Here is a 26465-nt window from a genome sequence, read left to right as displayed (position 1 = left end):
TATGCTATCGATCGAGAACAAGGACAGCGCCCATCACCGAGACTGTAAAGCCCGACTATTCCGGTCTCTCGGCGGTGTTCATCAACACCACGCTGACACCCTCGCCGCAGCAGAGCCATACCGACACCCTGATGGAGGTCGTCCGCACCATCATGCGCGGAGCCGGCGTAGCGGTGCAGTGCTTTCGCAGCGTCGATCATGATATCGTGCCGGGTGTCTATCCCGACATGACCGAGCATGGCTTCAAGACCGACGCCTGGCCGGAAATCGCCAAGGCGGTGCTGGCGGCGGACATCTTGGTTCTTGGCACACCGATCTGGCTGGGCGAAGTATCGTCCGAATGCCGCAGGATCATCGAGCGGCTCTATGCCCATTCGAGCGACATGAACGACAAGGGTCAATATGTCTTTTACGGCAAGGTTGCAGGCGCGATCATCACCGGCAATGAGGACGGAGTGAAGCATTGCGCGATGGGGATGCTCTATTCGCTTGCCCATATCGGCTATACCATCCCGCCCCAGCCTGACGCGGGATGGATCGGCGAGATCGGCCCGGGACCGTCCTTCGGCGACAAATTGGAGGATGGCTCGCGGGCGGGAGTCGACAGTGAGTTCACCGCGCGCAATTCGACCTTTCTTGCGTGGAACCTGATGCACCTTGCCCACCTGCTGAAACAGGCGGGCGGGCTGCCCGATTATGGCAATAGCCGGCGGGCCTGGGACGATGGTGCGCGTTTCGATCATCCTAATCCCGAATATCGGTAACAGGTGCCCGCCTGGCAGCAGCTGTTTCGCGGCCAGGGCCGAAAGGAAGTCGCGGATCAGTCTCCAAGGTCGCGCACGCCCACGCGGCTGACCGAGCGCATATCGACGATGCTACCCGGTCCACTGTGTGCTGAACCGGATTGATGTCGCGGCGTTGGCGAAATAGTGGGGAGTGATGTTCGTCGAGAGTTTCGCGACCGTGATGGATCAAGCGGCGCGCACCACGACACTGGCCAACAGCCACAATTTCAGCGTCGAACGTCTTTCACTCAACTTAGCCGGCACAGTCTCGGAACCTACCCCGGGAATGATGCTCGGCCGGTCAAGGTCGGCGAGGGCGAGATGGCCGCGGCTGACGCATGGATCAATTGCTGCCGCAGCGGCCGCGCGCTCCTGCCCCGCACGACGGGGTGATAAGGGATGTTGTCCCGGCGCAGCACCTGGTCAAATTCCAGCATACCATTGGTAGCCCGCCGAATCCTCCCAGTATCCCCCCTTGCCAGCGCCGACGCGCGCAAGGCCGTCGACGAGTTCGATCCGCATGATGTACTTCGCCTGCTTGTAGCCGAGCTGGCGTTCGACCCGGAGCCGCAGCGGTGCGCCGTGGCCGATCCCCAACAATCGGTCGTTCATCCCCCAGGCGAGGATTGTCTGCGGGTGATAGCCGTCGATCAGGTCGATGCTCTCGTAATAGGTATCGCCATCGAAATCGTCGGCGCAGTGGAACACGATGTAGCGCGCCGCAGGCAACACGCCGGCCGCATCGAGCGCCAGTTTCAGCGGCAGACCGGTCCATTGGCCGATCGCGCTCCAGCCCTCTACGCAATCGTGGCGCGTAATCTGGGTCCGCGCCGGCAGCGCACGGATCTGCGCGAGCGACAGCGCCAACGGGCGACGGACCAGCCCATCGACAACAAGCCGCCAGTCGGCAAAACGCCCGGCGGCGTGCGCTTGATAAGCCTCGCTTGCCGGCATGGTATTGCCGTTGGTGCGGAAAACGGGCGACATGTCCGAGGCAGCAAATTCGCGAGCAAGCGCGGTGCGATCGATGACGACGCTCTGCGCACTGCGCGTAAGCGCCTCGCCGGCTCCGAGCACATGCTTCACACTTGGTGAGGCGACGATGCGGTCGCATCCGGACAGCAACAGCCCGCCGGCCCCGATGCCGAGCGATCCGACCAGGCGACGGCGCGTGAAGATCGTCACGCCGCTCGGTCCTTGGGAAGCCTATACCAGCCGGTGATAATTGAACGAATTTCGTTTAACGGCCCGGCGATCACCACCATCGCGAGGTGGACGACGATGAAGCCGACGAGCAGCGCGGCGCAGATGAAATGGATCGACCGCGCCGACTGGCGCCCGCCGAACACGTCGAGCAGCCAAGGCCAGGCGGCGTTCATGCCCGGCGACATCGTCAGCCCGGTCAGCACGACCAGCGGCAGCAGCCCGAAGATGACGCCGACATAGCTCAACTTCTGGAGGATGTTGTAGTGGCGCGCGGCCTCGCCGGTCGGGAAGCGCAGCCGGGCATGATCCTTGATGTCTTGCCACAGGTGACGCGGCGCGAGTTCGTCGCGGGTCGGCGCCAGATCGCGCTGGACATGGCGCGCGACGAAGCTCCAAAGCCAGAAGGCGAGTCCGGGAACGACCAGCAGCCATGCGAAGGCGAAATGCCATTGCCGGGCCGCGGCCAAGTCGTAGCTCGACGGAATCGTGACCAGCGCGGGAAAGGCCCGTTCCTCGCCACCCGATATTCCCAGCACGCCAGTGGTGGGGATCGTCGCCGCCCCAAGCCGCAGGAACCCGGCGTCGTCGGCGCTGCCGATCTCGAGCCAGGGCTGCTCGTGATTAGCGCCATACTGGCCCCAGTATAGGCGGGGATGGGCGTTAAAGATCATCAAACCGCTCATCAGCATGACCAGCACCGCGAGCGCGTTCACCCAATGCCACAGGCGCACCGGACGGGGTTGCCGGTAGACGAGATCATCCCGCGCCAGCGAACCCGGCCGATCCGCCGGAACAGCGCCGTCGTCGTCCGGCAGCGCAACGGGCGGGCGCGAACGCGGAGCGCCCGGCACCGCGTCCGCGCCCATGGCCTAGTTGCCCTTCTTCATCATCGCGTCCTGCTTCATCATCTCTGGATGCATCTTCATCATCTTCACGCAGCCGGCGTTCTTCATCATCCGATTATGCGACATGGCGTTGCACGCCTTCATCTTCTTGGTGTCGGCCGCGGACATCTTCATCATCGAATCGGACTTCATGCCGTCCTTCATCATCGCATCCTGCGCCACGGCGGGCACAGCGACGGCGATCGACAGGGCGGACATCGCGATCAGGGTAGTCATTCGCATTTGATCTCTCCTTGTGGCGCCTTAGTTGGAAACGTGCCGCGACGCCGGCGGCAAAGGTGTTATCAAATCTTCAGTGCGGCCGTGATCGGCCCTCCGGCACCGCGCTGGACGATGAAGGCGGTGGCCAGACCGGCCCCCCCGGACACGGGGATCGCGAAGCTGGTGGCGGGTCCGCTCCAAGCACCGAGCTTCACCAGCTCGCGGACGATGCCGCGGTGCGGCAGTGTCTTGCCGCCGTTCTCGCCGGCGCGGATCGGCACCTGGCGGATGCGAGGATCATAGCGAACCAGCCAGACAGTCGACGGGGCAGCCACCGAGCCGGCACCGATCCGGAGCGTGCCGCCGGTGGCGGACAGCGTAGGGCCACCGCGCGGTGCGCCCGCCCGGGCGATAGTGGCGTCGAGCTGCTGGCGGTTGCTGCCGACGATCGCGGTGTTGCCGTTCACGATGACCTGCGGCGTGGCAACGTTTGGCCGGCCGGCATGGTTCGCATATTCCCACTGTCGAGCGGTCCAGCGCGGCGAGCCGAACGTGTCCTTCCACCCGAGCCGATCCCAATAGGTAACCGCAAACGACAGCGCGAGGACATCGGGCCGATCGGCGATCGCGTTGACGTTGGCGTTGGCCGGCGGGCACGACGAGCAGCCCTGGCTCTGGAACAGTTCGACCACCACCGGGTTCACCTTGGTCGCTCCCGGTGCCGCCGCGCGCTGAGCCTCGATCGATTGCGACAGTCCAAAGGCGGAAACTGCCGCCGTGCCGCCGATCAATGAAAGTATGAGGTTACGACCGATTGCCATGGTGCATCTTCCCGAGGGTTGCGGCTGCTGCTCGCTGCCGTGCTTGGACTACAGCTCCAGTACGGCCCGGCCTTCGCAGCGGTTACACTTCGACCCTGTGCCATCGCTCGCGACGGCGTTTGCCTTTAGCTTTTCGTCGGCTTTGTCTTACGCGCTCAACGCGCAATGCGCCCGGATGCACCCATACTGAGTTGATGCATCCTGCTGGAAACCCTGTATTCTTGCGAAAATCGTTATTGGGAGCGTCCGCCGGATTGTATGGATTGCCCATTGCGGCGCACGCTGCGGCGATTTCCGATCCCGCACGAATCGTGACATCCTGCGAAAGCGGTGGAAGCGAATCAAAGGATCGCTTGGCTGTAACGTTCTCGTTCCCGCGCGCGAACGAAGGAATTGGAGCGTGATGCGGGCGAGTGAAGAACAGCTGTGCGCATGGATGGTCGGTGGCCTCGACGGCGACCCGGCCGCCCATGCGGCTTTGCTGGGCGCATTGGTCCCGCTGCTACGCGCCTTTTTCACCCGCCGGCTGAACGACGGCGGCAGTGATATCGAGGATCTGGTGCAGGAAGTGCTGATTGCCGTCCACACCCGCCGCGCGACCTATGACCGCAACCGCCGCTTTACCGCTTGGCTGTTCGCGATCGCGCGTCACAAGATGATCGATCACTATCGCAAGACCCGACGCTTCACCACGATCGAGGGTCTGGAGGAGGTGCTCGCAGTCGAGGGTTTCGAGACGGCGTGCAACGCACAGATCGACGTCGAGCGACTGCTCGACACGCTGCCGCCCAAACAGGCGCGCGCGATCCGCCGCACCAAGCTCGACGGGCTGAGCATTGTGGAAGCGGCAGAGGACGCCGGGATCGGCGAGTCCGACGTGAAAGTGTCGGTCCATCGCGGCCTCACGGCGCTGGCGGCGCGCGTCATGGGCGCGCGGCGATGAACACCGACCAGCTGATTGCCGCGCTCGCCGCCGACGTGAAACCCGTTTCCCGTCACGCGGTCGGGCACCGGCTGCTGATCGGAATCGGCGCCGGCGGCGTGATCGCATTGGGGCTGGTGGCCGCCTGGCTCGGGCTGCGCCCCGATCTGGGTGCGGCAATGCACGGCTACGCCTTCTGGATGAAGTGGACCTACACGCTCTCGCTCGCCATCGGCGCCAGCGTGATGGTCGCGCGGCTGGCGCGTCCCGAGGCGGTCAGCCTGCGGCGCTTCTGGCCGGTTGCGATCCCGTTCGGCCTGCTTGCAATATTGGCCTTCGTCGAACTGGCATATATGCCAGCCGCCGACTGGCTGAAGATGTGGCTGGGCAACACCTGGAAGAAATGTCCCTGGGCGTTACTGGCGCTCTCGGTGCCGATCTTCGTCGGCCTGCTCTGGTCGTTTCGCCGGCTGGCACCGACCCGGCTGCGCGCCGCCGGTGCCGCGGCGGGCCTCGCCGCCGGCGCCTGGGCCGCGACGCTCTACTGCCTTCATTGCCCCGAGGTGTCGGCGATTTTCGTCCTTACCTGGTACACCCTAGGCATCGCCCTCGCTGCCGCCGTCGGTGCGTTGCTCGGACCGCGGCTGCTGCGCTGGTAACGTAACGGAAACAGCATTCTGCCGAAATTCTTCCGGTCAGTGAGGTTGGAAGTCGGGATCGTAAGCACGGCTAGTATTCCGGCGCAATTCCGGCGCTTGGCGTGCTGTTTGACGGCTACGTCCTAGGCAGTTTGTAATTGCAGAATTTAATGGCGGTCGGGTCGGGATCTGTGCCTGGCGCAGCGTGGCTTCTGACGGCAGCTAACGATGCTTCACACCCTAAAGCCGCCGGTCTGTAACCGGCCCAGCTTCAGTCGAACCACGATGGCATCCGACTGAGCCTAGAGCGTCTGCTTTCGCTGAAAGCGGCCATCCAAGTGGCGAGACGGGAACGACGGCTTCGTCCCAAGACCTGCCGGCAGCAGGCGACCAACTCACGCCGTTCCCCAATCGGCGCACGAAAGGCCGCTACTGCCAAGACCGGTAATTGGCTTTCCACCGAACCGCCCTTGAGTTCGAAGCGCAATATTCTTGAGAGGATGCGCTGTTGCCCTCGCATTCTCCCGCGCCCCTTCGCTTTGGAGTTTGCCTATCTTGCCGGTTTGGTTGGCGCTTCGATGAGGCCACGAGATTGCATCCACCACAGCAGTTCCGCGAACCAGTGGTCGCTCGTGGCGCCCTTCGGGTTCAGGTCGAAGCCGTGCCCACCGTGCTCGTAGATGTGGAGTTCGGCAGGGGCTCCTGCCTTCCGCCACGCGTCGTAAATAAGGGATGCATCATTTGGCTGGAACTCGTCATCCGCGGCCGCTGCAATGAAAGCCGGCGAGGCATCAGCGGGCACAGGCGTTCGCAGCCCGCCGTAGATCAGTGCGACAAAGTTCGGTCGTGATGCCTCGGCTCCGATCGCGAGGTCGGCGGCGAGGTAGGCTCCTGCGGAAAAGCCGATGAAGCCAACTCGCTTGGGGTCGATGTGCCAATCTGCGGCGCGTTGCCGCACGATCGTGATGGCGCGGGCGCCATCCGCTATCGCTTGCGGCTCGCCGGCAAAGGGCGGCACCTCGGCGGGCAGGCCAGTCTTGGCCCGCGCCATGATTAGCTCCATCTCCTTCATATGGACTGGCGGCAGTTGCATGGGATCAGCGGCGCTGCGGATCGTTCGGTATTTGAGCACGAAGGCGGTAATCCCGCGCTGTGCCAGCGCCCTTGCCACTTCGGTGCCGCCTGAGGCATAGCCGAGCCCGACAAACCCGCCTCCCGGCGCGACGATGATCGCGGTGCCGGTTTCATGCCCGGGGGCTGGGCGGAACATTTCCAGCGTGGGCTCGCTGACGTTGAAGATCATCGTCTCGCCGTTGCTCATTTGCGTTCGGCTTTCCGCGACACCGAGCGAGGCCGGTGCCCCGTTCGCCGTCTATCTGTTCAATCCGACTGACCGCGAAGGCCGCACCGCTCGATATAATCCGCTGGCCTATATCGACCGCCACGACCCGGATGATGTCATCATCGAATTGCAGAAGATCGCAACGATGCTGTTCGTTGCGCCCGAGCACGGTGAAGCCTTTTGGGCCAATGGCGCGCGCACCGGATTTGCAGGCGTTGGTGCCTGGCTCGCCGAAACCAGCAACGAACCACTGACGATGGGTGCCATCTATCGCCATTTGACCGATGGCGATGCGCGCAGCTTTTTCAAAAAGGAACTCGTCAATCCCGGACTGAACCTGTCGGTCGGGTGCCGGACGGCGCTGGCCGATTTTGCCGGCGGCTCTGACAACAGCTTTGCCGACATCAAAAAAACGATTACCAACGTCCTCGGCCTGTGGCTTAATCCCCTGGTCGATGCCGCGACGGCGGCAAGCGACTTTGATCTTCGCCAGCTTCGTAAAGTCCCCATGTCGATCTATCTCGGGGTGTCGCCCGATGAACTTGACCGGATTGCGCCGCTCTACAATCTCCTGTTCCAGCAGCTCATCGACCTCAATGTGCGGGAATTGCCCGACGAACAGACGCCAGTGCCGGTACTGGTCATTCTCGATGAATTTGCACGGCTCGGCCGGGCATGGGTCATCGCCAGCGCCTTTTCCTACGTCGCGGGCTACGGGATCAGGCTCCTCCCCGTCATCCAGTCACGCTCGCAATTGCGCGGCGTTTACGGCGAGCATGTCGCCGATGAAATCGTCGCCAATTGCGGTGTCGAAGTGGCGTTCACGCCCAAGGAACTGCGCGTCGCCAACGACCTTTCGGAGAGGCTGGGCTATGTTGGACAGGATAGTGTCACCAGATCGCTGACGATCAACGGGCTGCTCGCCAATCGGTCAAAATCCATATCGGAGCAACGCCGCGCCCTGCTGTTGCCGCAGGAACTCATGCAATTTCCAACCGATAGGCTGATTCTCCTGCGCGGTGGCATGCCGCCGATCATCGGTACGAAGATTGCCTATTTCAGCAACCGCTTCTTCAAAAGCCGCGCGTTTCCACCACCGCAAGTGCCAGCCGCTCCAAAGCGAACATCCACCACCGCGCTGCCCGCTCTGTTCCGCGACATGACCGACGAAGAGACAGCCGGACACGATACCCGGCCAATGTCACAGGATGATGTCCTCACCGAAGATTGCCCGAGTTTCTTCGCCGACATGCTGACGCTGGATCACAACGGCAATGTCTCCGGGCTTATTGAGGAAGGTGACGAAAATGGCTGAGAAACAAGACGGCACTGCCTCATCGGGAAGAAGCCGCACGGCAAGACCAAATCCAGACGCGACCAAGACCGTGACGGCGAAACCAAGACGCAAGGCCGAACCGCCTACCCTGACAGACGACCTTACCGGCAAATTCCTGCGTGTCGGCAACGCGCTCTATCGGACCTCGGATGATAAAAAGCCCATCGCTCGGCTCGAACCCGACCGGCTCAAGACGAGCAATATCGACGCCCTTCCCGACATCGTGCGGATCGCCAAGGCCAATGGCTGGACCTCGATCAGGATAAACGGGGGCGACACATTCAAAAAGGCAGCATTTCTTGCTGCTGCTGCCCAAGGGCTGGCCGTCGAGAATTACACGCCGTCGAAAGTTGTCCAGGCCGAAGCCAACCGTCTGCAAGCGCGCGTCGCGGAACGCGATAAGCGCCGGGAACCCAAAACTACCCCGAGCAAATCCCGCCAAGCACCTGACGTGACAATCACGCTCAAAGCCCTGTCGGAACGGTTCCTGAGCCAGACCCACGAGCAGAACGCTCGCGATCTCGAACTGCGCCGCGCACAAAGCCTTGTCGCCCAAACCATCTCGATCACTCGCGCGAAATACCCCGATGATCCTGTCAAGGCATCAAAGGAAGTCGAGACCAGACGACGGGATGTGGCGCGCCGCATCGCCAACGGCGACAAGATCGCAACGATTCAGGTGCGTAGCCAACAGGTGCAGCGGATTCGGGAAGTCACACAGGATCAGGCGTTGAGCCGTGAAGGCCGAACGCGGTGACTCGGGGTCATATTTTCGAATCACAGAACTCATGCGATTTGCGACGTTTACGCGCGACACCAGAAGCTGCAGTCGGAATTTTCTTGCGACTGCTTCCGACCAATTTAAGTCATTCCGGGTTCGAGGTTTGAATGTCCGCTCCAAACGAAACCGGCCGCTTGCTTGTCCAGTCGGTGACGCAACTCACTCTTTGCCGTTCACGACGGTCCGCCGCGTTTCTGAAACCATTCGTTCTTTTGCCCAGCAGACCTGGGCAGAAGGCGTGACAAGTTGCAGCGGGTGCGAGCCATCTCGGCTGGAGTAAGCCGGAGGGAAGCGGCTTGTTGACACGATATGCATAATTGCACATATGCGTTGACATGCATATTGATTCCTTTCAGACCTTGGCCGATCCGACCCGCCGCCGGGTGGTCGACGCACTCAGCAATGGCGAACGGCAGGTAAATGACCTCGTTGCGGAGGTCGGAATTCACCAGTCAGGCGTTTCCCGCCACCTCCGGATCCTACACGAAGCCGGTTTCGTCACGATGCGGCCTGAGGGCTCGCGGCGGCTCTATTCGCTGAGGCCAGATCGTTTCCGCGAACTTGACGAATGGCTCGCCAAATATCGCGAGCTCTGGGAGGCGCGGCTCGACCGCTTCGGCGTCGCGCTCCAGGCCCGCCAAAAACATCGCAAGAATATAAGGAGCACTCGCAATGACTGATCAGATTGAATCGAACCTCGTTATCGAGCGGACCTACGCAGCGGATGTCGATGATCTCTGGCAGCTCTGGACGACGAAGGAAGGCTTCGAATCTTGGTGGGGTCCCGAACAATTCCGCGCCGCCGTTTACACGATCGAGGCGCGTCTTGGCGGTGCCCTGCACTACGACATGGTTGCCAATTCGCCGGAGGCGATCGCAGCCATGAAGAGTATGGATGCGCCCACATCGCAGCCCTGCCGGGGCTTGTTCAGCGAGTTCAAGCCGAACGAGCGCCTGGTCCTCACGCAGGTCATCGATTTTCTGCCTGGTGTTGCCCCCTACGACAGCACGATGGCTGTTGACTTCCTCCCTGCTGCGGACGGTCGGGTGCGGATGGTCGTCACGCTGAGCCAGATGCACGATGCGGCCACGACAGCCATGCAGAAGGAAGGTTTCACCAGCCAGCTTTCTAAGCTGGATCGTCGCTTCGAAAACACCGCTCATAGTGGAAGCGAAGCGGGCGACTAACCGGTTGAATCTGCCCTGCCGATCAAGCGCAGCTCGATCGGCAGGGTGCTTCGGTCATCGCCAACTTGTGGGCGCCATACTGATTTACCGATAACTCAGCCGTCCAGCCAGGCGACGAGCCCATCCAGGGTCTGAAGACCGTACTCCACCGCGCCGAAGCCGATAACCTCCTGACGCCGCTCGCGGCTCCTGTGGAGCTGGCGCATCGTCAGCACCGTCTTGCCGTCGGCCTGCTCATCGAAGGTCACCGTGGTGCGGAAACGATTCGGGTCGTTGGGCTCGGGCGTGCCATAATCCATCACGATCCGCTCATTTGGCACGATCTCAAGAAAGCGCATTAGGTTCGGGAAGCGCTGCTCCTGGCCCTCGAATTTGCCCACCATATCGAAGAGCCAGACACCACCCTCGCGGATGTCTGCCTCGTGGCTCTCGATGCTGAGGCCGGCCGGGCCGTACCATTCGGCCAGTGCCTTGGGGTCCATCCAGGCGGCAAAGACCTTTTCACGTGGATGGTTCAGCAGCTTCACCAGCACGATCTCACGATCGAGCGACCAGGTATCAAACAGATTTTCCATGTCCTTCATCTTCCTCTTCAGTCTTGTCCAAATAGACTTCCAGCCGATTCAGCCGCTCGGCCCACCGACCGCGCTCTGCTTCCATCCAGTCCGCCGCCTCGTCGAAGCGCGCATGCACGAGCCGGCACCAGCGACTGCGCCCGCGCTTCTCGCTGACGATCAGCCCGCAATCTTCCAACACCTTGAGATGCTGGGCGAAGGAGGGCAGCGCCATGTCAAAAGGCTCGGCGAGGGCGCTGACTGGCAACTCACTTTCGACCAGCCGCGACAACACCGCGCGACGGGTGGGGTCGCTGAGAGCGTGAAATGAGAGGTCGAGCGGACTCGAATGGTAAGGCATGTGCCTCAGTAAGACAGGTCAGGGCTCTGGTCAATGGCACAAAGGTACTTGCCTTAGTATCTTGCTCCAGAAACGCGGAGTGCACCTCGCTCCGAAAAATGAGGTATGCACCTTGGCGTTCGGGAGGCCGGTCCACCGGGCCGGCGATCGGGCAATTCTTTGCTGATTGACTTGCCGGCATACACAATAGATACTTCGCCATATGGCGAAGCATTACATCTCGGGGATGGATCGTACGTTCTGGGCGCTGGCCGATGCCACCCGGCGTGGCGTCCTTCAACGGCTCATGGATGAGCCGGGGCTCTCCGTCACCGAGCTCGCCGGATCCTTTTCGCTGAAGCTTCCGGGCATGACCAAGCATCTGGACGTCTTGTCGGATGCCGGCCTGATCACTCGCACCAAGACCGGTCGAACGGTGGCAGTGTTCGTCGCGACCGCTCCGATGCAAGAGGCGATCGCCTGGCTCAACCGGTATCAGCGCTTCTGGTCGGTCAGCCTAGATCGATTGACAGCGCTCGTGGAAGAAAGCGACCCGCAATGACTCTACCGAGCGTGACCATCGTGCGCCGGATTAATGCACCTCCTGCCAGGGTCTGGGCAGCGATTACCCAGCCGGACCTGATGTTGGAGTGGTGGGGGCCTGACGCCGGCCCCACCCTGAGCGTGGTGGCCGATGTCCGCCCCGGCGGACAGTTCAGTGTCGTCTTCCGGTTGCTCAACGGCGAAGAGCACAATCCGACAGGAATCTACCGGGAGGTGGTTCCTGAGGCGAAACTCGTCTTCACCTGGGACCTCCCCGGCGAGCAGGAACCGAAATCGCTGGTGACCTTCCGGCTGGAACCGTTCGATGGTGGCACCGAGCTGACGCTCACCCACGAACATTTGCCAGACGAAAATGCCCGCGCCAGTCACGCGGAAGGTTGGAGCGGACTGCTCGACAAGCTTCCCGTTTTCCTTGGAGATTGCGAATGAGCGAATTGATCCTCACCACCTACGATTGGGTGCCCGAAATGCCGCGCGGGCTCGTGCGCGACCTACGGGTGCGCTGGGCTCTGGAAGAAGCCGGACTGGCCTATCGGGTGGAAAGCACGCCGTTCCGAGATCGCGGCCCCGACCATTTCGCGGCGCAGCCCTTCGGCCAAGTTCCGTGGCTGACGGATGGAGAGCTCACCATATTCGAGAGCGGCGCGATCCTGTTGCATCTCGGCGAGAAGAGCCCGGCGCTCATGCCCACGGACCTGCGCGGCCGGGCCGAAGTGTTGGAGTGGGTCATCGCTGCACTCAACTCGGTCGACCTGCCGTGCCAGCCGTGGGCACTGTTCCGCTTCATGGGTTATCCCGGCGAAGCGCCCGAGGCCAAATTTGTTGACGACTTCCTGAAGGCGAGGCTCGAACGGATGGAGGCGGTGCTGGCCGGCCGCGACTGGCTGGTCGCCGGTCGCTTCACCGTGGCCGACCTCCTGATGGTGGACGTGTTGCGGCAGGTGCATCGCTTCGATGGCCTCGCAGAATACCTCGCTTGCCGCGCCTACGTCGTGCGAGCCACAGCGCGACCGGCCTTCCTAAAAGCATATGACGATCAAATGGCCCATTTTGCCGCAGCAGACACAGCTTGATTCATGCGCCAAGGAATACCCCATCGCGCGAATTGAATCGAAGGGAAGTCGCGGTTGAGGGTTTTCGAGCTGGGTCGGCGGTTGCCCCCCAGTTCGACACCATAGCGCCAGCCGAGGTGTTGCATCCCTCTCATTCTGGAAGACGTGATTCAAGAATCTAGGCGGGAACGGCTGTTAAGTTTGACTTCCCGCCGGCAGGTCGCGACCCAGGCTATGCAAAAACCCGCCAGCAGGCTTCGCTCAAAAATGGTGGGAAGGGCTGGGCCGCGGCTTGGATTGGCATAAATCCTGGCCTCCATGCGGTCGAGCGCACCCTTCGTCACTTTCGCGTGGCCGATGATCATCCTTGATCCTAGCCTAAGACGTCGTTCAAGCAGCAAGGGCCTTCGATAGGACGAGGTGGTTTCGACGAGTGGATTCCCTCGATCTCACGCAACTTTTTAGTTGCGTCATAAATCGCATCATGCAAATTAGGCGCAACCCGGAGGTTGCTTATGAGTACCGATCAAATCCAAAAGACGATCATTTTACAGGCGACGCCTGAACGCGTCTGGAAAGCGGTCAGTGATCACACCGAGTTTGGAGCATGGTTCGGGGTGGAAATGGACGGCCCGTTTGTTCCCGGCCAGGAGGCTGTGGGCAGGATCGTACCGACCCAGGTTGACGCCGAAGTCGCTCGCTTGCAGGAGCCCTATCGCGGCACCGCCTTCCGTATCAGGGTCGAGCAGGTCGACCCGATGCGGCTTTTTTCATTCCGGTGGCATCCCTTCGCCGTCGACCAAACCCAAAACTACGACGCCGAACCGATGACGTTGGTCACCTTCGAGCTCGCGACCGTCGATGCCGGCGTTCGCCTGACGATCACGGAGACGGGCTTCGATCAGCTTCCTGTTGGGCGGCGCGAGATGGCGCTGAAGGCCAACGACGGGGGATGGGAACATCAGACGCGACTGGTTGACCGCTATCTCGCCCTGCACGACCAAACGAGCAGACCATGAACGGCAGTGCGCAGATACAATCGCGCATGCCGAGAACCGCGCCCATCTTCGCGGCCTTGGGCGATCCGTGCCGGTTGTCGATCGTAGAGCGCCTTTGCCAGGATGGCCCGCTGCCAACGATTGCGCTGAACGACAATGGCATGAGCGGGTCGCGCCAGGGCCTTACTAAGCACCTGCGCGTGCTTGAGGGAGCTGGTTTGGTGGATAGTTTCCGCGTCGGCCGGGATCGCCACTGGCAAATCCGTACCGAGCAGCTGGCAACTGTCCGCACCTACCTCGATCAGGTGGCCAAGGAGTGGGACGCCCGCCTAAAGCGCCTACAGGCGCTCGTGGCCGAGGGCGGCAGCGAGCCTGGCACGACCGGGTAAGCCTGACGTATCCCGTCTCGGCTAACGGCCAGAACCTCGTGGCGCAGGGACGATTAGAGGCGTGCCTTGGCGCCTCCATGCCAGCAATGGCTGGGTTCTTCGTCTACTTCCCGAGCTGTGCGCAGATGCTGCCTAAGCTACGCGGGTTTGTGGATTTTTGCACCCGGACCAACGCAGCTTACGCCTCAGAATCTCACCAGCACCGCGATTAGCACATCCGCCTAATCACGGCGGATACACGAAAGCGGACGGACGGCTGACCAGCAGGCGCGAACTTTTGCCCTCCTCCCGTGCAACGCACGTGAACGACAGCATTTAGGAGAAGCCGCCATTCGCCCCCGCCGTGGGGAATGACCGAAATGTCCCAATAGCGGGTATTTGAAGTCATTCGTTCAATTTTCGCTTCTGCCTGTCTCAGGCCAAACGAAAGCAAAGCTTATCGCCCGCGATCAGGCGGTAAAATTTCCTGCACTGACAAGTCAGACTTTACTCTCGCCGCCGACAGATTTCGGGCATGGTGCACGGCAAAGATTTCGGGTGTCGCGCTCATGTCGGGATGCTTGTCGAGGAAGCCGCGAACGTCGCTGGCTAGTATCAAGTCTTCGGGCTGTCCGGTCGCATCCAGCCAGGCCGCCACTTGGGTGTAGGCATTGCGTATCGCTTGCCAGCGCGTTTTGCCGCTGGCGATAAAGGGCGGAAGCTCGGCCTGACCGCGCGCGACGGCAATGGCCTGTTCGTTGGTGCGCCGGTCAGCATTAGGCATCACGCGACTTGTCCCGCTCGCCAGACGCGCGCGAAGCTTGACCAGCGCCATACTTGATCCGGCAACGCCTTTGCCTCGCGCACGTCTCGGGGTGGCTTCCGCCGCGACACCACGCGCGCGCAACTCGCGGGCAAAGCGTTCGCGGAAACGATTGAGCTGGACCGGACGCGGATTGAACCGCGTCCGATCAAGCCCTTCAGCCTGCACCGTTAAATGCACATGGGGGCGCGGCGTGTCGGTATGGAGCGCCAGGACATAATCGTGATTGTCGCTGAGTTCGGCGTGAGCCAAAGCGCGGACGGCTCCCAACACCTTGTCGGGGTCGGTGCCTTCGGGCATCGAGAAAATCAGCGACACCGATGATACGGTTGGCCGCGACCGCCATTCGAGCGTGTCGCTCCACTCGGCGGCACGCTCGGCAATATCGTCCTTGGTGGTCAGGATTTCACCGTCGCGGGTTTCGATGTCCACGGCACCTTTGCGCCCGATATAATCGAGATGGGCTTTGACGTGGCTGCCGCCCCGCTGGCGACCCGTGACCTTGACCACCACCTCGGGCGCACCGCGCACGATCCGCGCCAGCTTGGCGCGCGCCGTCTTCGCATTGGCAACACCGTAGCTGGCATAAAGCGGGATACCCGGCTGTCCGCCCGGATCATGGATATAGCGCACCCGGAACGACGGACGGCTCGCTTCCCACAGGGCCGATTCAAGGCCCATCAGTCTGCTACCGCCCAATAGCTCGCATCGCCGTGCATGGCATCGCCCACGGCCGCCACCTGCTCCGAAATCTCCAACCGCATATCGGCGATCCGTTGCAGCTCGGGTTCGATCTGCTTGTCGCCGGTTTCAAGCATCGAGGCATTGGCGGCCTTCATTGCCTGATTGAGATTTCGGCCGATGCGCAGCAACTGCATCCGGATGGGCGCGAGCTCGGCAAGCAAGCCATCATCGACACGCGACTTCAGCCCGATGTGACGCCGCACGAGCGCCTTGATCCAGCCGGCGCGATCAGTCGAACGCTGCGACGCGCGGTACGCGATCACGGCAATTTCGACCTCGGTAAACCGCAGCGAAACCCGATTGCGGGCCGCACCCTCGGGGCGGTCGATATGGGGGCGGTCGGCACTCTCTTGCAGCGTCCGTTCGATCATCTGCCGCACCAGCGCGCTCCGACCACCCCGGCCGACAGCGAAGCGGTCAAACGCCGTGAGCGCATCGGAATCGACGCGGAGCCTTAACATCGCAGTGGCCGGTCGGGAATTTGTCGCCATCTATCATGCCCGGTGAAGCAACGCTGAAATCATGGGGCAATGTAAGACAACACGCGCCGCTAGGCATATCCTGCAATAAAGACAAATCAGACAAACCCCCTAAGACAAGCGCACCCAAAGCGGGTTTCTACTTCTGACAATAAGGAGCTTTGGGTGCGCTTGGGGGTTTGAGGTTTCAGGCTGGATGGGAAGCCGGGCTTCCCATGCGGGCCGAAGATCGCCGCACGATTTCGTGCTGGCGGCTGGCGGTCGCGAGTCCCCATTCGGCGATCTCGCCAAGCGTGCGACCGCAGCCGGTGCAGACGCTAGCGCTGGTATCCAGCGTACAAACCGCTTTGCATGGGGATGGCGGGCGCTCGGTCATGGACTTGTCCAGCCACATGCCCAGCCTTTTCGCAAGGTCACAAATGCACCATAATTCGATAATCGTCGAAATATGGATTGACGTGTTCTTTCATTTTGATATTTCCATGATTATCGAATCATTGGAGTCGCCAATTTGGAACCCCAGTCTGTCATCAAAGCCCTGAGCGCGTTGGCACAGGAGCATCGCCTTGCTGCCTTTCGCCTGCTGGTTCAGGCGGGAGCCGAAGGTATGGCAGCCGGGGCGCTGGCAGAAGCATTGGGCGTTCCCAATTCCTCGCTGTCCTTCCACCTGGCCCAGCTCAGCAATGCCGGGCTGATTGTGCAGCAGCGGCGCAGTCGCTCACTGATCTATTCGGCGGACTATGCCGCGATGAACGGGCTGGTCGGCTATCTCATGGAAAACTGTTGCGGCGGCGGCCTTTGCGCGCCTGCCACTGATTGCATCGTTGAAACGGAAAGGAATGTCGCATGAAGCGGTTTCACGTCCACGTCGGGGTTGAAAACCTCGACCAGTCTATCGCCTTTTATTCAACGCTGTTCAGCGCCACACCGACCGTCACCAAGCCCGACTATGCCAAATGGATGCTCGACGATCCGCGCGTCAATTTCGCAATCTCGTCGGATAATCATGCCACCAAGGGGGTCGAGCATCTCGGTATCCAGGTTGAGGACAGCGCAGAACTTTCCGATGTCTATACCCGCCTCAAAGCCGTTGACCGCCCGATCATCGAGGAAGGTGCTACGACCTGTTGCTATGCCAAATCGGAGAAAAGCTGGGTCGCCGATCCTGATGGGGTGATGTGGGAGACATTCCTGACCTCGGGCGAAGCCACCGTTTATGGTGACAGTCCCGCACTGGAAAAGCTGGTTTCGGACAATGCCGCCGCTGGCCAATGCTGCACACCGCAGACCGCTCAGGGCGTATGCTGCGATCCCAAGCCCGAACTAGCCGCCGATGCGGCCTGTTGCGGGTGACATGAGATGAGCGACCGCATCTACAACGTCCTGTTCCTTTGCACCGGCAACTCGGCGCGAAGCATCCTTGGCGAGTCCATTCTCAACAAGGATGGCAGTGGCCGGTTCCGTGCGTTTAGCGCGGGCAGCTTTCCCAAAGGGTCTGTGCATCCAATGGCCGTCCAAGTGCTTAGGAGCCTCGGTTTTCCAACCGATGGCCTCCGCTCCAAAAGCTGGGACGAATTTGCCGCGCCCGGTGCGCCGCAGATCGACTTCATTTTCACGGTCTGCGACAATGCGGCGGGTGAAAGCTGTCCCTTGTCCCCCGTCAGCACCAATGGCACAGATTTGAGGTTGTGATTTAAGGAGGGTTGGGGCTTCGTCGTAGTGACGAAGGAACGAAGATGAAGACCCAATCCTCCTTGAAAAAATCCCCTCCCAAGAAGGCCCCTGCTGAGCGAGTGGTGAAGGACATCCGGCGTGCAACCCGCCGACACTTCTCGGCCGAAGACAAGATCCGCATCGTGCTGGACGGCCTGCGCGGCGAAGACAGCATTGCCGAGCTGTGCCGCAAGGAAGGCATCGCTCAGAGCCTGTATTACACTTGGTCGAAGGAGTTCATGGAAGCCGGCAAGCGCCGGTTGGCCGGCGACACCGCCCGTGCCGCGACCACCGGCGAGGTGCAGGATCTGCGCCGCGAAGCCCGCGCCTTGAAGGAATGCGTAGCTGACCTGACGCTCGAGAACCGCCTGCTTAAAAAAAGCATGATCGCGGATGGGGGCGACGACGAATGAGGTATCCTGCTTCTGAAAAGCTGGAGATCATCAGGATCGTCGAGCAGTCGCACCTGCCCGCCAAGCGGACGCTGGATAAGCTCGGCATTGCCCGTCGGACGTTCTACCGCTGGTATGACCGCTACCTCGATGGTGGCCTGGAGGCGCTCGCGGATCGACCGTCAGCGCCGAGCCGGGTGTGGAACCGCATCGCGCCCGAGGTGCAGGACCAGATCATCGAAATGGCGCTGGAGCAGTCCGAGCTGTCACCGCGCGAGCTGGCCGTGCGATTTACCGATGAACGCCAATACTTTGTGTCCGAAGCCACGGTTTACCGCCTGCTGAAGGCCCATGATCTGATCACGAGCCCGGCCTACGTCGTGATCAAGGCTGCCGATCAGTTCCACACCAAGACCACCCGCCCGAACGAGATGTGGCAAACCGATTTTACCTACTTCAAGATTATCGGGTGGGGCTGGATGTATCTATCGACCGTCCTCGACGACTTCTCGCGCTACATCATCGCCTGGAAGTTGTGCACCAACATGCGGGCAGAGGATGTGACCGACACGCTGGACATGGCGCTCGCCGCATCAGGATGCGACAGTGCAACGGTGCTGCACAAGCCCAGACTGCTCAGCGATAACGGCCCCAGCTACATCGCGGGCGAACTGGCGGAATACATCGAGGCCAACAAGATGAGCCATGTGCGCGGCGCTCCGATGCATCCGCAGACCCAGGGTAAGATCGAGCGCTGGCACCAGACCCTCAAAAACCGCATCCTGCTGGAAAACTACTTCCTGCCCGGCGACCTTGAGACCCAGATCGAGACGTTCGTCGAGCACTACAACCACCAGCGCTACCATGAAGCGCTGTGCAACGTGACGCCCGCCGACGTCTACTTCGGCAGGGCACCGGCCATCATCAAACAGCGCGAAAGGATCAAGCGACAGACCATCGAACATCGGCGCTTGCAACACCGCAAGCTCGCCGCCTAAAACCAAACCCCAGACGAGGCCCGCACTCCGCTAATCTACGCCGCACATTGCGCCAAATGTTCTGACGACGGACACGCGGGGGACAAGCGATAGCCCTGAACCGCGCGGGCGAGGACGAGGGTGACGGCTGCGTTGCCGCGCAGCAGGATGCGCAGCACGTCGCGCTCGACGGGGGTGTGAAAGCCGCTGATGACGGGCGCATCCTCCGGCCCGCGCGCGTTGGCCCAATCCTGCGTTTTCAGGATCACATCGCCGGGGCAGGAGCGTGAGCAAAAGAAAGCCAATGAGCGACCTAAATCACGACCCATAAGCGCCCTGACACCCACAACGGGTTTTTGGTGGTCCTCAGTTCCTTGTCTAGGGCTTTGAACTTGGAGTTGGTTGGCCCGACAACGCGATAGTCGTAACGATTCAAGCCAACATACCAGACTTCTAATATCGCTCCTGGCACAGCTTCGGGGATGTCCAAGGTTATGACTTTGGCGTGCCTGACAACCTTACGATCAAAAACTTCGCCACTTTTCAAATTTCGCAGTCGCAAGGTCGGCATTTCAATATCATCAAGCCCGACGCCGAAAAACTCCCTCCACGCGCCAGATGTTGGCTGAACCTGATGCCCAGAATACCCCTGCTGATCCGATGGCATAATCTGCGTGAGCAATCGTGTGTGCGTTTCCTTAGAAATGCTGGGAATTACGAACTTGGGTGGTTTGTAGCGCGCTTCCAGCCAGTCAAATGCTTCGTCATCAAGGCAATCCGTGGACAGACGCCTGACAAAGTTCCGAATGCCTTTCAGCGTTTGGGAGTCGGCAACTGCGACATTGGCCTCAATCAGCCGATTTGCAGAATTAGCAGAAGCATTGGTGGAGCCAACAAACCCAACGGAATCAAACGCAAACGCTTTGGCATGAAGCAAAGGCATCGAAAACACTTCTACACCACCGTTGTGAAGCCGACGAAGCGCTTTGGGATCGGTGATACCTGTCGTGACGGCACCTAAACTGGCGTCGACTACCAACTTGCTACCTTCCCTCAACGGAAGAAGCTTATCACCTTTGCTGCCAAAGTAGGCGACCGCCGCAAATGAAGGCATTTTCGCGTTCGACGCTGCCGCAGTGATCTTTTTCCACGCTCCATTTACGATCAACTGATTCATTTTTTCGCCTACTTATTCAACCAACAGGGTCTCGTCGTCGCCCTGTTCATCAAAATTTGTTTTCACGATCTGGCAATACGCGAGTTCCAAATCTGACACGCAATCTGCCAGATCCATATTTCGTGTCCAAATCATGTCTGACTGGTTTGTTGTCTCTCGGCAAAGCGCAAGATTGTAATTGCCAATCCGCTTTCCGGCGTTGAGCTTGAAAACGGTATTATCGAGCATTTTTTGACTCAGCTCAGCCGACAGAGCGACAAGCCGTTGCTTGTCGTCGGCAGGCAGGTTGGAAACGAATGGAATAGTCTCGAAGTTTGATTTGGTAACGTGAAAATCATCCCCAACGATTACCCACCAAATGAACGCGATTTTTCCATTCAAAAGGGTGTGAGCAAGGGTTGCTGACTCGCTACTGCCAAACGAAGTTTGGCCTGACTCGGTCGTAGGAAGCAATTTCCCATTGGCACCATATGCAGGTGCTGGTTCATGGGCGAATGACACCCAATTATAAGCCGATTTCTTGAAATGGAGCTGATTGCGGTTGGCTTGGTTCGCAATCTGGGCGTCGAGTGGATCAAATTTCTGCTTGGCACGCTCAAGCGCATTCAACAGCCGTTGGTTCCCCAGCTTAGGGATTAAACCATCCCAAACCGCTTCATCGAATTTGGCATATTCAATGCGTTCGACAAGATGCGGGCGCGCCTCTTCAAACCAGCGATGTGTGATTGTCGTATAGTGGCCGGAGCCGCCCGATTTTTGCCCGATGTGTATCGTGTTACGAACACGCACATCCGCGCTGAAAAGCGCTGCCGGAATGCGGGCAAATGACGAGAACCAGTTTGCAGAGAACTTATCAAGCAGGTAATCTCGAAGGGATTGGAAATTCCCTGAAAACGTCAAACTCAAAGGCACGATCATGCCGTAGTGGCCTTTTGCGGAAGTTAGCGTGGCAGCACGTTCCATAATCCAGGCATACATATCGGAACATCGATCAGTATCGTAGCCACGAATGGCGTAATCCTCCCGAACGTCGGACGCTTTGACGTAGGGCGGATTCCCGACCACCACATCGAACCCGCCGCTTTTGATAATCCCATAAAACTCGATCAGCCAATGGAATGGCTTGTGGCTGGATTTCCACGTCAGGAATTTGGCAGACGCGGCTAGTTCATCGCCGGTATCGACGCCATAATCCTTGGCCAGAAAGCGGTCGAGCTGGCTTTCCAGCGCACCTAAGCGGCTGCGCAGTTCTGATTTGTGATCGGCCTGTATTCCGCCGTGCAGCGTCGTTTGCTGTTCGCGGAATAATCGGAAGGCCTGGTCAAGGTCTTGTGCAGCCGCCTCGATCTTCCCGGCGCGGTCATCGAAATCAAAGCCGGTGGCCTCGGTTGCCTTTTTCACGTCCGCAATGGAGGTGTACCCGATCAGCGTGTTGCCAGCGCGGATATTGAAATCAATATCCGGCAACGGCTCGATCTGGTCGGCGCTTTCAAGCTGTGACGCAAGTTTGAGGAACAGGCGGAGCTTACAAATCTCCACCGCTTCATCCATAATATCGACGCCATATAGATTGGCGATGATGATCGATTTGGTGATGAAATAATCGCGGTTTGGATGCTGCGCCACCTGCGCCAGCACAGTGCGGAAATCGGAATAGAGCTGCCCGCGCCCGCCGCCGCTATCGGGGGCAGAGGCGACGAACTGCTCCATCCGTTCAAGGCAGGCGTCATACAGGTCATACTGGATATTGAGTGCCGCGAACAGGAACGCGCCCGATCCGCAGGCCGGGTCCAAAATCTTTATCGCCGATATGCCTTTCCAAAAGGCCCGCACGAGATCGGGGCTTTCGGCGTATTGGATCACGTCACGGGCAAACTGACGGATGTCGAGATTGAGGGTGATGAAATCTTCAATCCGGGTGATCTCGCCGCCCGCTGCCTTGGCGCGGATGGCCGCGTAGCGTTCGCGCCGCGCCACGACCTCACGCCAGGTTTCGGTGGGCAGGCCGTATTCGCGTGGGGCGGTCTTGTTCCAGTCGGTGCGCTTGGCAACATCATCGATGCCTGCCGCGATATTGTCGGGCAGTGGGTTTTCGGTGCCGTGGCGCACCGATTTGTAGATGTAGGTATCGGGGCTGTCAGCCAGCAACCGCCAGACATAGCCGCCCGGCTCAAACGCCACCTTGTCATGCCCGACCGCATTCTGAAACAGCCAGGGGACAACAGTGTTCTTGGTGATGTAATCGGTAATATCTTCCTTGGTGTAGTAAGCCCCCATCTGCTTCTGATTGATGTATTTTTCAAAGATGTGGCCGAGAACGTCGGGGTTGATTTCCTTGCCATCGGCCTGCTCGATGGGGCGGGTATCGAGCGTCCATTCATATTGGTCGAAGAAGTTGAACACGCTTTCAAACGCAGCATCGGCGATCTGCATAGTGTTGCCGTCGGCCTCAAGCGCATGAGGTTCAAACAGCCCGCCGTTGAGATAGGGGATACGCCCCAGCATCGCTGCCGTATCAGGATCGCGGGCGTCCCCCGCCGTCGCGAGCCCGCCGTGGAACAGCTTGAGCAGGAAGACCCGGTAAAAGCTGTGGAACTGGTCCGCGCCCTTGGCCGCGCGGACTTGGGCAAGGCGGTTTTTCAGATAGTCGATGTCGTTATCGAGGAAGCGCTTCTTCTGGATGAAATATACGAACATCAGCCGGTTGAGCATGAGCGAGGCATACCATTGCCGGTCGGTCGCGCTCGCTAGCCCTTCGATAAAGCCCAGGAAATGGTCATGCTGCTGCTTGAACGCTTCGTAAAACCGCTTGGTGATCTTCTCGCGGTCAAACGCATCGCGCATCCGCAGCGTGGTTCCGGCGAGGGTCAGCCCTTCCTCTTCGCTGAGCGCGAAGGCGATGTGATCGAGCTTCTGGATCAGCGCGTCGGGCGCGCTGCTGGCGAGCCAAGTGTGTTCGCGGAACGCGGCGGGTTTGCCTTTTTCGCGGGCAACCCACTGCCAGATTTGCTTGGTTTGCGCAGGGTCGGTGAAAATGATCAGATGTTCATAAGCGCGCTTGGTAATCTCGCGCTCAATCCGCTGGCGCGTGTAGCGCTCGGGAATGGTGTTGCAGTGGAATATGCGGACGCCGCGCTTGTCGGCCACCGGGGTAAGCATATGCTGCACGCCACCGGCTTCGATGGTTTCCGGCTGGCGTGATCCGGGGCGATCCCAGCCCAGTTCATCGATGAACAATTTGGCGAAATCGAATGCCTTCAAGTGGATGGCAGCACGGGCCTTGTCGATTGCCATAGTCAGCCCTTCAATCCCATTGAACAGATGATCCGCATTTCATTCTGCGCGTCGTCCTTGTCCTGCTTCATGATCAGCCGCCCATCCTCACGGAAGGCGATCACCATTTCGGCCAGCTTTATGTCGTTGATCCCGGTTTTCAGGTGACGATTGAGCGCGTCGATGGTCGATTGGAACAGTGGGTATTCGTATATATCGCCCATCGCCTTTTCGACATTACGGACGAAATGATCAGTGACGAACAATGTGCGCTCGTTGCCCAGATTTTCGAGGAAGCGCTTGAGGCGGTCATAGGTTTTGAAGCGCGCACCTGAGGGGCGGCCGAGCGCACCGTGGGTGGTGCGTTCTTCCTGCATCAGATGTTCAACGCCCGCGCGCACGATGTCGTGGTGGAACGCGGTGCGTTCCAGCGCGGGTTCTTCGGGCGCGCATTCGGCAGCGCGGAGAATGGCGAGAGGGGATTGGGTGAGGATTTCGCCTTCGCGGCTCATCCATGCCAGTGCATCGTTGTCGTCGGGCGTGCGGATATAAACGAGCGCGCCTTCCTTGGCATCGGGGACGGAAGGCGTCGCCTTGGTTGCGAACACAACGTCGGGCAAATCCTCGACTAGCTTTTTGAGCTTGGGGTCGGCGGTGATGGCGTTCTGCCAAATCTGGAAGGCGTATGAGGCGAGATCAACTTCGCCATCATCATCGCCATCAAGGATGCCAGACTTTTCACTGTAAAGGTCCTGGATCGGGTTGTCCTTGTCGTCATCCTCAAAGAAGGCCTCGTCAGAACCCACGACTTCCTGATTTTCCTTCAACCTTGCCCGGACGCGGGCGCGAAGGCGGATGATCCGCTCCACGCCGTCAGCGGGCAGGAAAGAATAGCAATTGATCGTGTCGGCCTGCTGCCCGATGCGGTCAACACGGCCGGCGCGCTGAATCAGCCGGATGATCGCCCACGGCAAATCGAAATTGACGATAGTGGCGCAATCCTGAAGGTTCTGGCCTTCGGAAAGGACATCGGTAGCAACAAGCACGCGAAGCTCGCCCTCGGCCTGCGCGACTTTCTCCTTCTTGTTCGACCTTGGGCTGAATCGCCACGCAAGGCGCGTGGGGTTTTCCGATTGGCCGGTGACGGCGGAGATTGAAGTGATCCCGGCTTGCACCAGTGCCGCCTCAAGGTAGCGTGCGGTGTCGGCAAATTGGGTGAAGATCAGTAGTTTGTCGTTTGGATGATCGACCCGAACGAGATCGATCAACGCCTTCAATTTGGTGTCGCGAGCCTCATCCCAAGGGCCGCAGATACGGAGCACTTCGCGAAGAGCATCGACATCAGATTGTAGGTCGGTCTGCAATGCGCGCTTGAATAGAGCTGCTTTGAGCCATTTGAAGCGGCGTTTTTTGGCATTGCTGTAAACGCTATAAATCAGAGCGGCCTGTTCCCGCTGCTTTTCGATTTCGCTGGTTATGATCTCAGCTTCGGCATCGTCGCCACCGTATTCGCCATTGGCGAACAGCGTTCCCGCCGCCTCGGAGTCTGCGTCTTCATCCGATACGTCGAGCAATTCGGCGTCCTGCGTTCCGATTGGCACTGGTAAATCATTTTCGAGCGCGTGGAGATAAACTAGATTGCGCATGATGTGGCGTTGCAGCGATTGAATGAAGGCAGGGCCACCGCTTTCGAGCCGCTTGAACAGATTTGTTTTGCAGAATCCCATGAGCCGGATTCCGGCACGGCCCAGCCCGTCCATGATCGTGTTTTCGGCGGGCGTTGGCGGATGCGAGGGGTCGGGGTTCAAATAATTGGCCAGCCCGTAACGCGGCAAGGTCAGCCCATCGACGGCCGATACCACGGCATCGGAATAGGCCTTGGCATAAGGATCGTTAGGGTCGGTGTCGTTGATTTCAAACTTGACTGATTTTGGCTGGCGCACAGGAAAATAAGACCGGGTGCCATCGGCGAAGGTGATGAACTTTCGTCCATTGGTGTCATCAGTCTGCGCGTAATTCTGAAGGATGAAGCCGCGCGTCCGGCGGATCATGTAAAGGCGCATTAGCTCGCGCCAATCGTCGGTCTGGTTGCTCTTTTCAAAGGCGGGAATCGAACGCACAGCGCATTGGTGCTTGCGAACAAATTCGGTTTCGCCACCGATGGCACGAATCATCGCCTCGGGGCGAACGCCTATGTCCTGGTCGTCCTCGATGAACAACCGAAGCTGCGAGGACAGGTCGATGAACGATTTGTTATAGGGTGTGGCGGAAAGCAGGATGCACTGGCTGTCATTGGAACGGATGTAATCCTCGATGACCTTGTAGCGCTTACCTTCGCGGTTACGCAGGTTGTGGCTTTCGTCGATCAGGACGGTTCGGTAGCGGCGAAGATCTGGCAATTCGCTCTCGACCCGCGAAAGCGAAACGATCTTGGCCGATAGATTGTAAGTTTCGACGTAATCGTCCCACATTTCGACAAGGTTCTTTGGGCAAATTATGAGGCTGCGGCCGTCGCTATCTTCCAATATCTTCAACAACGCTGATGCCATGATCGACTTGCCCAAGCCAACCACGTCGCCAATTACGACGCCGCCGCGCTTGTTGAGATGATGTGCTGCAACTTTGACCGCGCTGGTCTGGAAATCGAATAGCTTGTCGCCAAAAATGGCCGGTATCCTGAACTCTGATTGCCCAAGTCGCGCTTCTTGGGCGAGGTGATAGGCGATTTTCAGATACACATAGTAGGGTTGAACCAGCGTTTCACCCGCCCAGCTTTCTTCGATGATCGTCGCAAGTTCTTCGGAAATGTCGATGCACCAGCGATCGTTCCAGCGATCTTCGAACCACGCTGCCAGCTTGTCGCAAGCGTCGTGATCCATCACATCG

General features: G+C 59.8%; 30 protein-coding genes and 2 pseudogenes. 17 read left to right on the top strand and 15 right to left on the bottom strand.

Features of this window, described 5'->3' with window-relative positions; all coding sequences use genetic code 11:
• Positions 1-74: 74 nt before the first annotated feature.
• The gene (locus tag ACRANW_RS09305; RefSeq protein ID WP_479431521.1) at positions 75-764 is read left to right on the top strand and encodes a flavodoxin family protein; all 690 of its coding nucleotides are present in this window, start codon (positions 75-77) and stop codon (positions 762-764) included.
• Between the two features lie 444 nt (positions 765-1208).
• Here ACRANW_RS09305 and ACRANW_RS09300 read toward each other — a convergent pair whose 3' ends face one another.
• From ACRANW_RS09300 to ACRANW_RS09285, 4 genes are all read right to left on the bottom strand, one after another.
• The gene (locus ACRANW_RS09300) at positions 1209-1970 is read right to left on the bottom strand and encodes a molybdopterin-binding protein (RefSeq protein WP_479431520.1); all 762 of its coding nucleotides are present in this window, start codon (positions 1968-1970) and stop codon (positions 1209-1211) included.
• The gene (locus ACRANW_RS09295) at positions 1967-2857 is read right to left on the bottom strand and encodes a cytochrome b/b6 domain-containing protein (protein WP_479431519.1); all 891 of its coding nucleotides are present in this window, start codon (positions 2855-2857) and stop codon (positions 1967-1969) included. Before ACRANW_RS09295 ends, ACRANW_RS09300 begins: the two co-directional genes overlap by 4 nt.
• A 3-nt stretch (positions 2858-2860) precedes the next feature.
• Complete coding sequence (locus tag ACRANW_RS09290; protein ID WP_479431518.1) at positions 2861-3118, bottom strand: hypothetical protein; 258 nt, start codon at positions 3116-3118, stop codon at positions 2861-2863.
• A gap of 62 nt (positions 3119-3180) precedes the next feature.
• Positions 3181-3918: a DUF1223 domain-containing protein gene (locus tag ACRANW_RS09285; protein WP_479431517.1), complete on the bottom strand. Its 738-nt coding sequence runs from the start codon at positions 3916-3918 to the stop codon at positions 3181-3183.
• A 403-nt stretch (positions 3919-4321) separates the two neighbouring features.
• Here ACRANW_RS09285 and ACRANW_RS09280 point away from each other — a divergent pair, with 403 nt between their 5' ends.
• Both ACRANW_RS09280 and ACRANW_RS09275 read left to right on the top strand, forming a co-directional pair.
• On the top strand, positions 4322-4861 hold the full coding sequence (locus ACRANW_RS09280; protein WP_479433910.1) for a sigma-70 family RNA polymerase sigma factor: 540 nt from the start codon (positions 4322-4324) through the stop codon (positions 4859-4861).
• A complete protein-coding gene (locus ACRANW_RS09275; RefSeq protein ID WP_479431516.1) occupies positions 4858-5499 on the top strand; it encodes a DUF1109 domain-containing protein in 642 nt (213 codons plus the stop codon). The genes ACRANW_RS09280 and ACRANW_RS09275 overlap by 4 nt, the downstream gene beginning before the upstream one ends.
• Before the next feature lie 529 nt (positions 5500-6028).
• On the opposite strand, the gene ACRANW_RS09270 is transcribed toward ACRANW_RS09275, so the two are convergent.
• Positions 6029-6799 carry an alpha/beta hydrolase gene (locus tag ACRANW_RS09270; RefSeq protein WP_479431515.1) on the bottom strand — a complete coding sequence of 257 codons (771 nt, stop codon included), beginning with the start codon at positions 6797-6799 and terminating at the stop codon, positions 6029-6031.
• A 46-nt stretch (positions 6800-6845) separates the two neighbouring features.
• On the opposite strand from ACRANW_RS09270, the pseudogene ACRANW_RS09265 reads away from it, so the two are divergent.
• The 4 genes and pseudogenes from ACRANW_RS09265 to ACRANW_RS09250 form a co-directional block, all read left to right on the top strand.
• Positions 6846-8135, top strand: a pseudogene (locus tag ACRANW_RS09265) (type IV secretory system conjugative DNA transfer family protein); the annotation flags it as partial.
• Positions 8128-8913, top strand: a complete 786-nt coding sequence (locus ACRANW_RS09260; RefSeq protein WP_479431514.1) for an LPD7 domain-containing protein — start codon at positions 8128-8130, stop codon at positions 8911-8913. The pseudogene ACRANW_RS09265 and the gene ACRANW_RS09260, both read left to right, overlap by 8 nt.
• A 359-nt stretch (positions 8914-9272) precedes the next feature.
• Positions 9273-9617 carry an ArsR/SmtB family transcription factor gene (locus ACRANW_RS09255; protein WP_479431513.1) on the top strand — a complete coding sequence of 115 codons (345 nt, stop codon included), beginning with the start codon at positions 9273-9275 and terminating at the stop codon, positions 9615-9617.
• Positions 9610-10125: an SRPBCC family protein gene (locus tag ACRANW_RS09250; RefSeq protein WP_479431512.1), complete on the top strand. Its 516-nt coding sequence runs from the start codon at positions 9610-9612 to the stop codon at positions 10123-10125. The genes ACRANW_RS09255 and ACRANW_RS09250 overlap by 8 nt, the downstream gene beginning before the upstream one ends.
• A gap of 95 nt (positions 10126-10220) precedes the next feature.
• On the opposite strand, the gene ACRANW_RS09245 is transcribed toward ACRANW_RS09250, so the two are convergent.
• Both ACRANW_RS09245 and ACRANW_RS09240 read right to left on the bottom strand, forming a co-directional pair.
• Entirely contained in the window at positions 10221-10700 is a 480-nt protein-coding gene (locus ACRANW_RS09245; RefSeq protein WP_479431511.1) for an SRPBCC family protein, read from the bottom strand.
• Positions 10684-11040 (bottom strand): ArsR/SmtB family transcription factor, encoded by a 357-nt coding sequence (locus ACRANW_RS09240; RefSeq protein WP_479431510.1) that lies wholly within the window; start codon positions 11038-11040, stop codon positions 10684-10686. The genes ACRANW_RS09245 and ACRANW_RS09240 overlap by 17 nt, the downstream gene beginning before the upstream one ends.
• A gap of 202 nt (positions 11041-11242) precedes the next feature.
• Between ACRANW_RS09240 and ACRANW_RS09235 the strand changes: the two genes are divergently transcribed.
• The 3 genes from ACRANW_RS09235 to ACRANW_RS09225 are packed head-to-tail and all read left to right on the top strand — an operon-like array spanning position 11243 to position 12656.
• A complete protein-coding gene (locus ACRANW_RS09235) occupies positions 11243-11581 on the top strand; it encodes an ArsR/SmtB family transcription factor (RefSeq protein WP_479431509.1) in 339 nt (112 codons plus the stop codon).
• 11 nt (positions 11582-11592) lie between these two features.
• On the top strand, positions 11593-12012 hold the full coding sequence (locus ACRANW_RS09230) for an SRPBCC family protein (protein WP_479431508.1): 420 nt from the start codon (positions 11593-11595) through the stop codon (positions 12010-12012).
• Positions 12009-12656 (top strand): glutathione S-transferase family protein, encoded by a 648-nt coding sequence (locus tag ACRANW_RS09225; protein WP_479431507.1) that lies wholly within the window; start codon positions 12009-12011, stop codon positions 12654-12656. Before ACRANW_RS09230 ends, ACRANW_RS09225 begins: the two co-directional genes overlap by 4 nt.
• Positions 12657-12805: 149 nt before the next feature.
• Here the strand turns inward: ACRANW_RS09225 and ACRANW_RS09220 are convergent, their stop codons facing one another.
• Positions 12806-13000: a hypothetical protein gene (locus ACRANW_RS09220; protein ID WP_479431506.1), complete on the bottom strand. Its 195-nt coding sequence runs from the start codon at positions 12998-13000 to the stop codon at positions 12806-12808.
• Between the two features lie 150 nt (positions 13001-13150).
• Between ACRANW_RS09220 and ACRANW_RS09215 the strand changes: the two genes are divergently transcribed.
• Both ACRANW_RS09215 and ACRANW_RS09210 read left to right on the top strand, forming a co-directional pair.
• Complete coding sequence (locus tag ACRANW_RS09215; protein ID WP_479431505.1) at positions 13151-13654, top strand: SRPBCC family protein; 504 nt, start codon at positions 13151-13153, stop codon at positions 13652-13654.
• Positions 13655-13680: 26 nt separating this feature from the next.
• Complete coding sequence (locus ACRANW_RS09210) at positions 13681-14022, top strand: ArsR/SmtB family transcription factor (protein ID WP_479431504.1); 342 nt, start codon at positions 13681-13683, stop codon at positions 14020-14022.
• Positions 14023-14458: 436 nt separating this feature from the next.
• Here ACRANW_RS09210 and ACRANW_RS09205 read toward each other — a convergent pair whose 3' ends face one another.
• From ACRANW_RS09205 to ACRANW_RS09195, 3 genes are all read right to left on the bottom strand, one after another.
• On the bottom strand, positions 14459-15505 hold the full coding sequence (locus tag ACRANW_RS09205; protein WP_479431503.1) for a relaxase/mobilization nuclease domain-containing protein: 1047 nt from the start codon (positions 15503-15505) through the stop codon (positions 14459-14461).
• On the bottom strand, positions 15505-16029 hold the full coding sequence (locus ACRANW_RS09200) for a hypothetical protein (protein ID WP_479431502.1): 525 nt from the start codon (positions 16027-16029) through the stop codon (positions 15505-15507). The genes ACRANW_RS09205 and ACRANW_RS09200 overlap by 1 nt, the downstream gene beginning before the upstream one ends.
• Positions 16030-16234: 205 nt before the next feature.
• Positions 16235-16423: a DUF1289 domain-containing protein gene (locus ACRANW_RS09195; protein WP_479431501.1), complete on the bottom strand. Its 189-nt coding sequence runs from the start codon at positions 16421-16423 to the stop codon at positions 16235-16237.
• 135 nt (positions 16424-16558) lie between these two features.
• Here ACRANW_RS09195 and ACRANW_RS09190 point away from each other — a divergent pair, with 135 nt between their 5' ends.
• The 4 genes and pseudogenes from ACRANW_RS09190 (at position 16559) to ACRANW_RS09175 (ending at position 19150) form a co-directional block, all read left to right on the top strand.
• Positions 16559-16897 carry an ArsR/SmtB family transcription factor gene (locus ACRANW_RS09190; RefSeq protein WP_479431500.1) on the top strand — a complete coding sequence of 113 codons (339 nt, stop codon included), beginning with the start codon at positions 16559-16561 and terminating at the stop codon, positions 16895-16897.
• A complete protein-coding gene (locus ACRANW_RS09185; RefSeq protein ID WP_479431499.1) occupies positions 16894-17400 on the top strand; it encodes an ArsI/CadI family heavy metal resistance metalloenzyme in 507 nt (168 codons plus the stop codon). The genes ACRANW_RS09190 and ACRANW_RS09185 overlap by 4 nt, the downstream gene beginning before the upstream one ends.
• A 6-nt stretch (positions 17401-17406) precedes the next feature.
• Positions 17407-17706: pseudogene (locus ACRANW_RS09180) on the top strand (arsenate reductase ArsC); the annotation flags it as partial.
• Between the two features lie 77 nt (positions 17707-17783).
• A protein-coding gene (locus ACRANW_RS09175; RefSeq protein ID WP_479431339.1) for an IS3 family transposase occupies positions 17784-19150 on the top strand; the annotation gives its coding sequence in 2 pieces (ribosomal slippage) (positions 17784-18134 and positions 18137-19150; 1365 coding nt in all).
• A gap of 35 nt (positions 19151-19185) precedes the next feature.
• On the opposite strand, the gene ACRANW_RS09170 is transcribed toward ACRANW_RS09175, so the two are convergent.
• Genes ACRANW_RS09170 through ACRANW_RS09160 form a run of 3 tightly spaced genes read right to left on the bottom strand, consistent with a single transcriptional unit; the run spans position 19186 to position 23150 of the window.
• Positions 19186-19398 carry a hypothetical protein gene (locus ACRANW_RS09170; protein ID WP_479431498.1) on the bottom strand — a complete coding sequence of 71 codons (213 nt, stop codon included), beginning with the start codon at positions 19396-19398 and terminating at the stop codon, positions 19186-19188.
• A gap of 44 nt (positions 19399-19442) precedes the next feature.
• The gene (locus ACRANW_RS09165) at positions 19443-20306 is read right to left on the bottom strand and encodes a phospholipase D family protein (protein ID WP_479431497.1); all 864 of its coding nucleotides are present in this window, start codon (positions 20304-20306) and stop codon (positions 19443-19445) included.
• A 12-nt stretch (positions 20307-20318) separates the two neighbouring features.
• Positions 20319-23150, bottom strand: coding sequence for an Eco57I restriction-modification methylase domain-containing protein (locus tag ACRANW_RS09160; RefSeq protein WP_479431496.1), 2832 nt, complete (start codon positions 23148-23150; stop codon positions 20319-20321).
• On the opposite strand from ACRANW_RS09160, the gene ACRANW_RS09155 reads away from it, so the two are divergent.
• Entirely contained in the window at positions 23085-23507 is a 423-nt protein-coding gene (locus ACRANW_RS09155; RefSeq protein ID WP_479431495.1) for a hypothetical protein, read from the top strand. The two genes, ACRANW_RS09160 and ACRANW_RS09155, sit on opposite strands and share 66 nt — an antisense overlap.
• 95 nt (positions 23508-23602) lie before the next feature.
• Here the strand turns inward: ACRANW_RS09155 and ACRANW_RS09150 are convergent, their stop codons facing one another.
• Complete coding sequence (locus tag ACRANW_RS09150) at positions 23603-26458, bottom strand: DEAD/DEAH box helicase (protein ID WP_479433909.1); 2856 nt, start codon at positions 26456-26458, stop codon at positions 23603-23605.
• Between the last annotated feature and the right edge of the window lie 7 nt (positions 26459-26465).

The sequence above is a fragment of the Erythrobacter sp. 'gip.4 top 5' genome (assembly GCF_056495765.1).
Note: the sequence above shows the minus strand (reverse complement) of the source record. Positions and strands in the feature narration are given on the sequence as shown.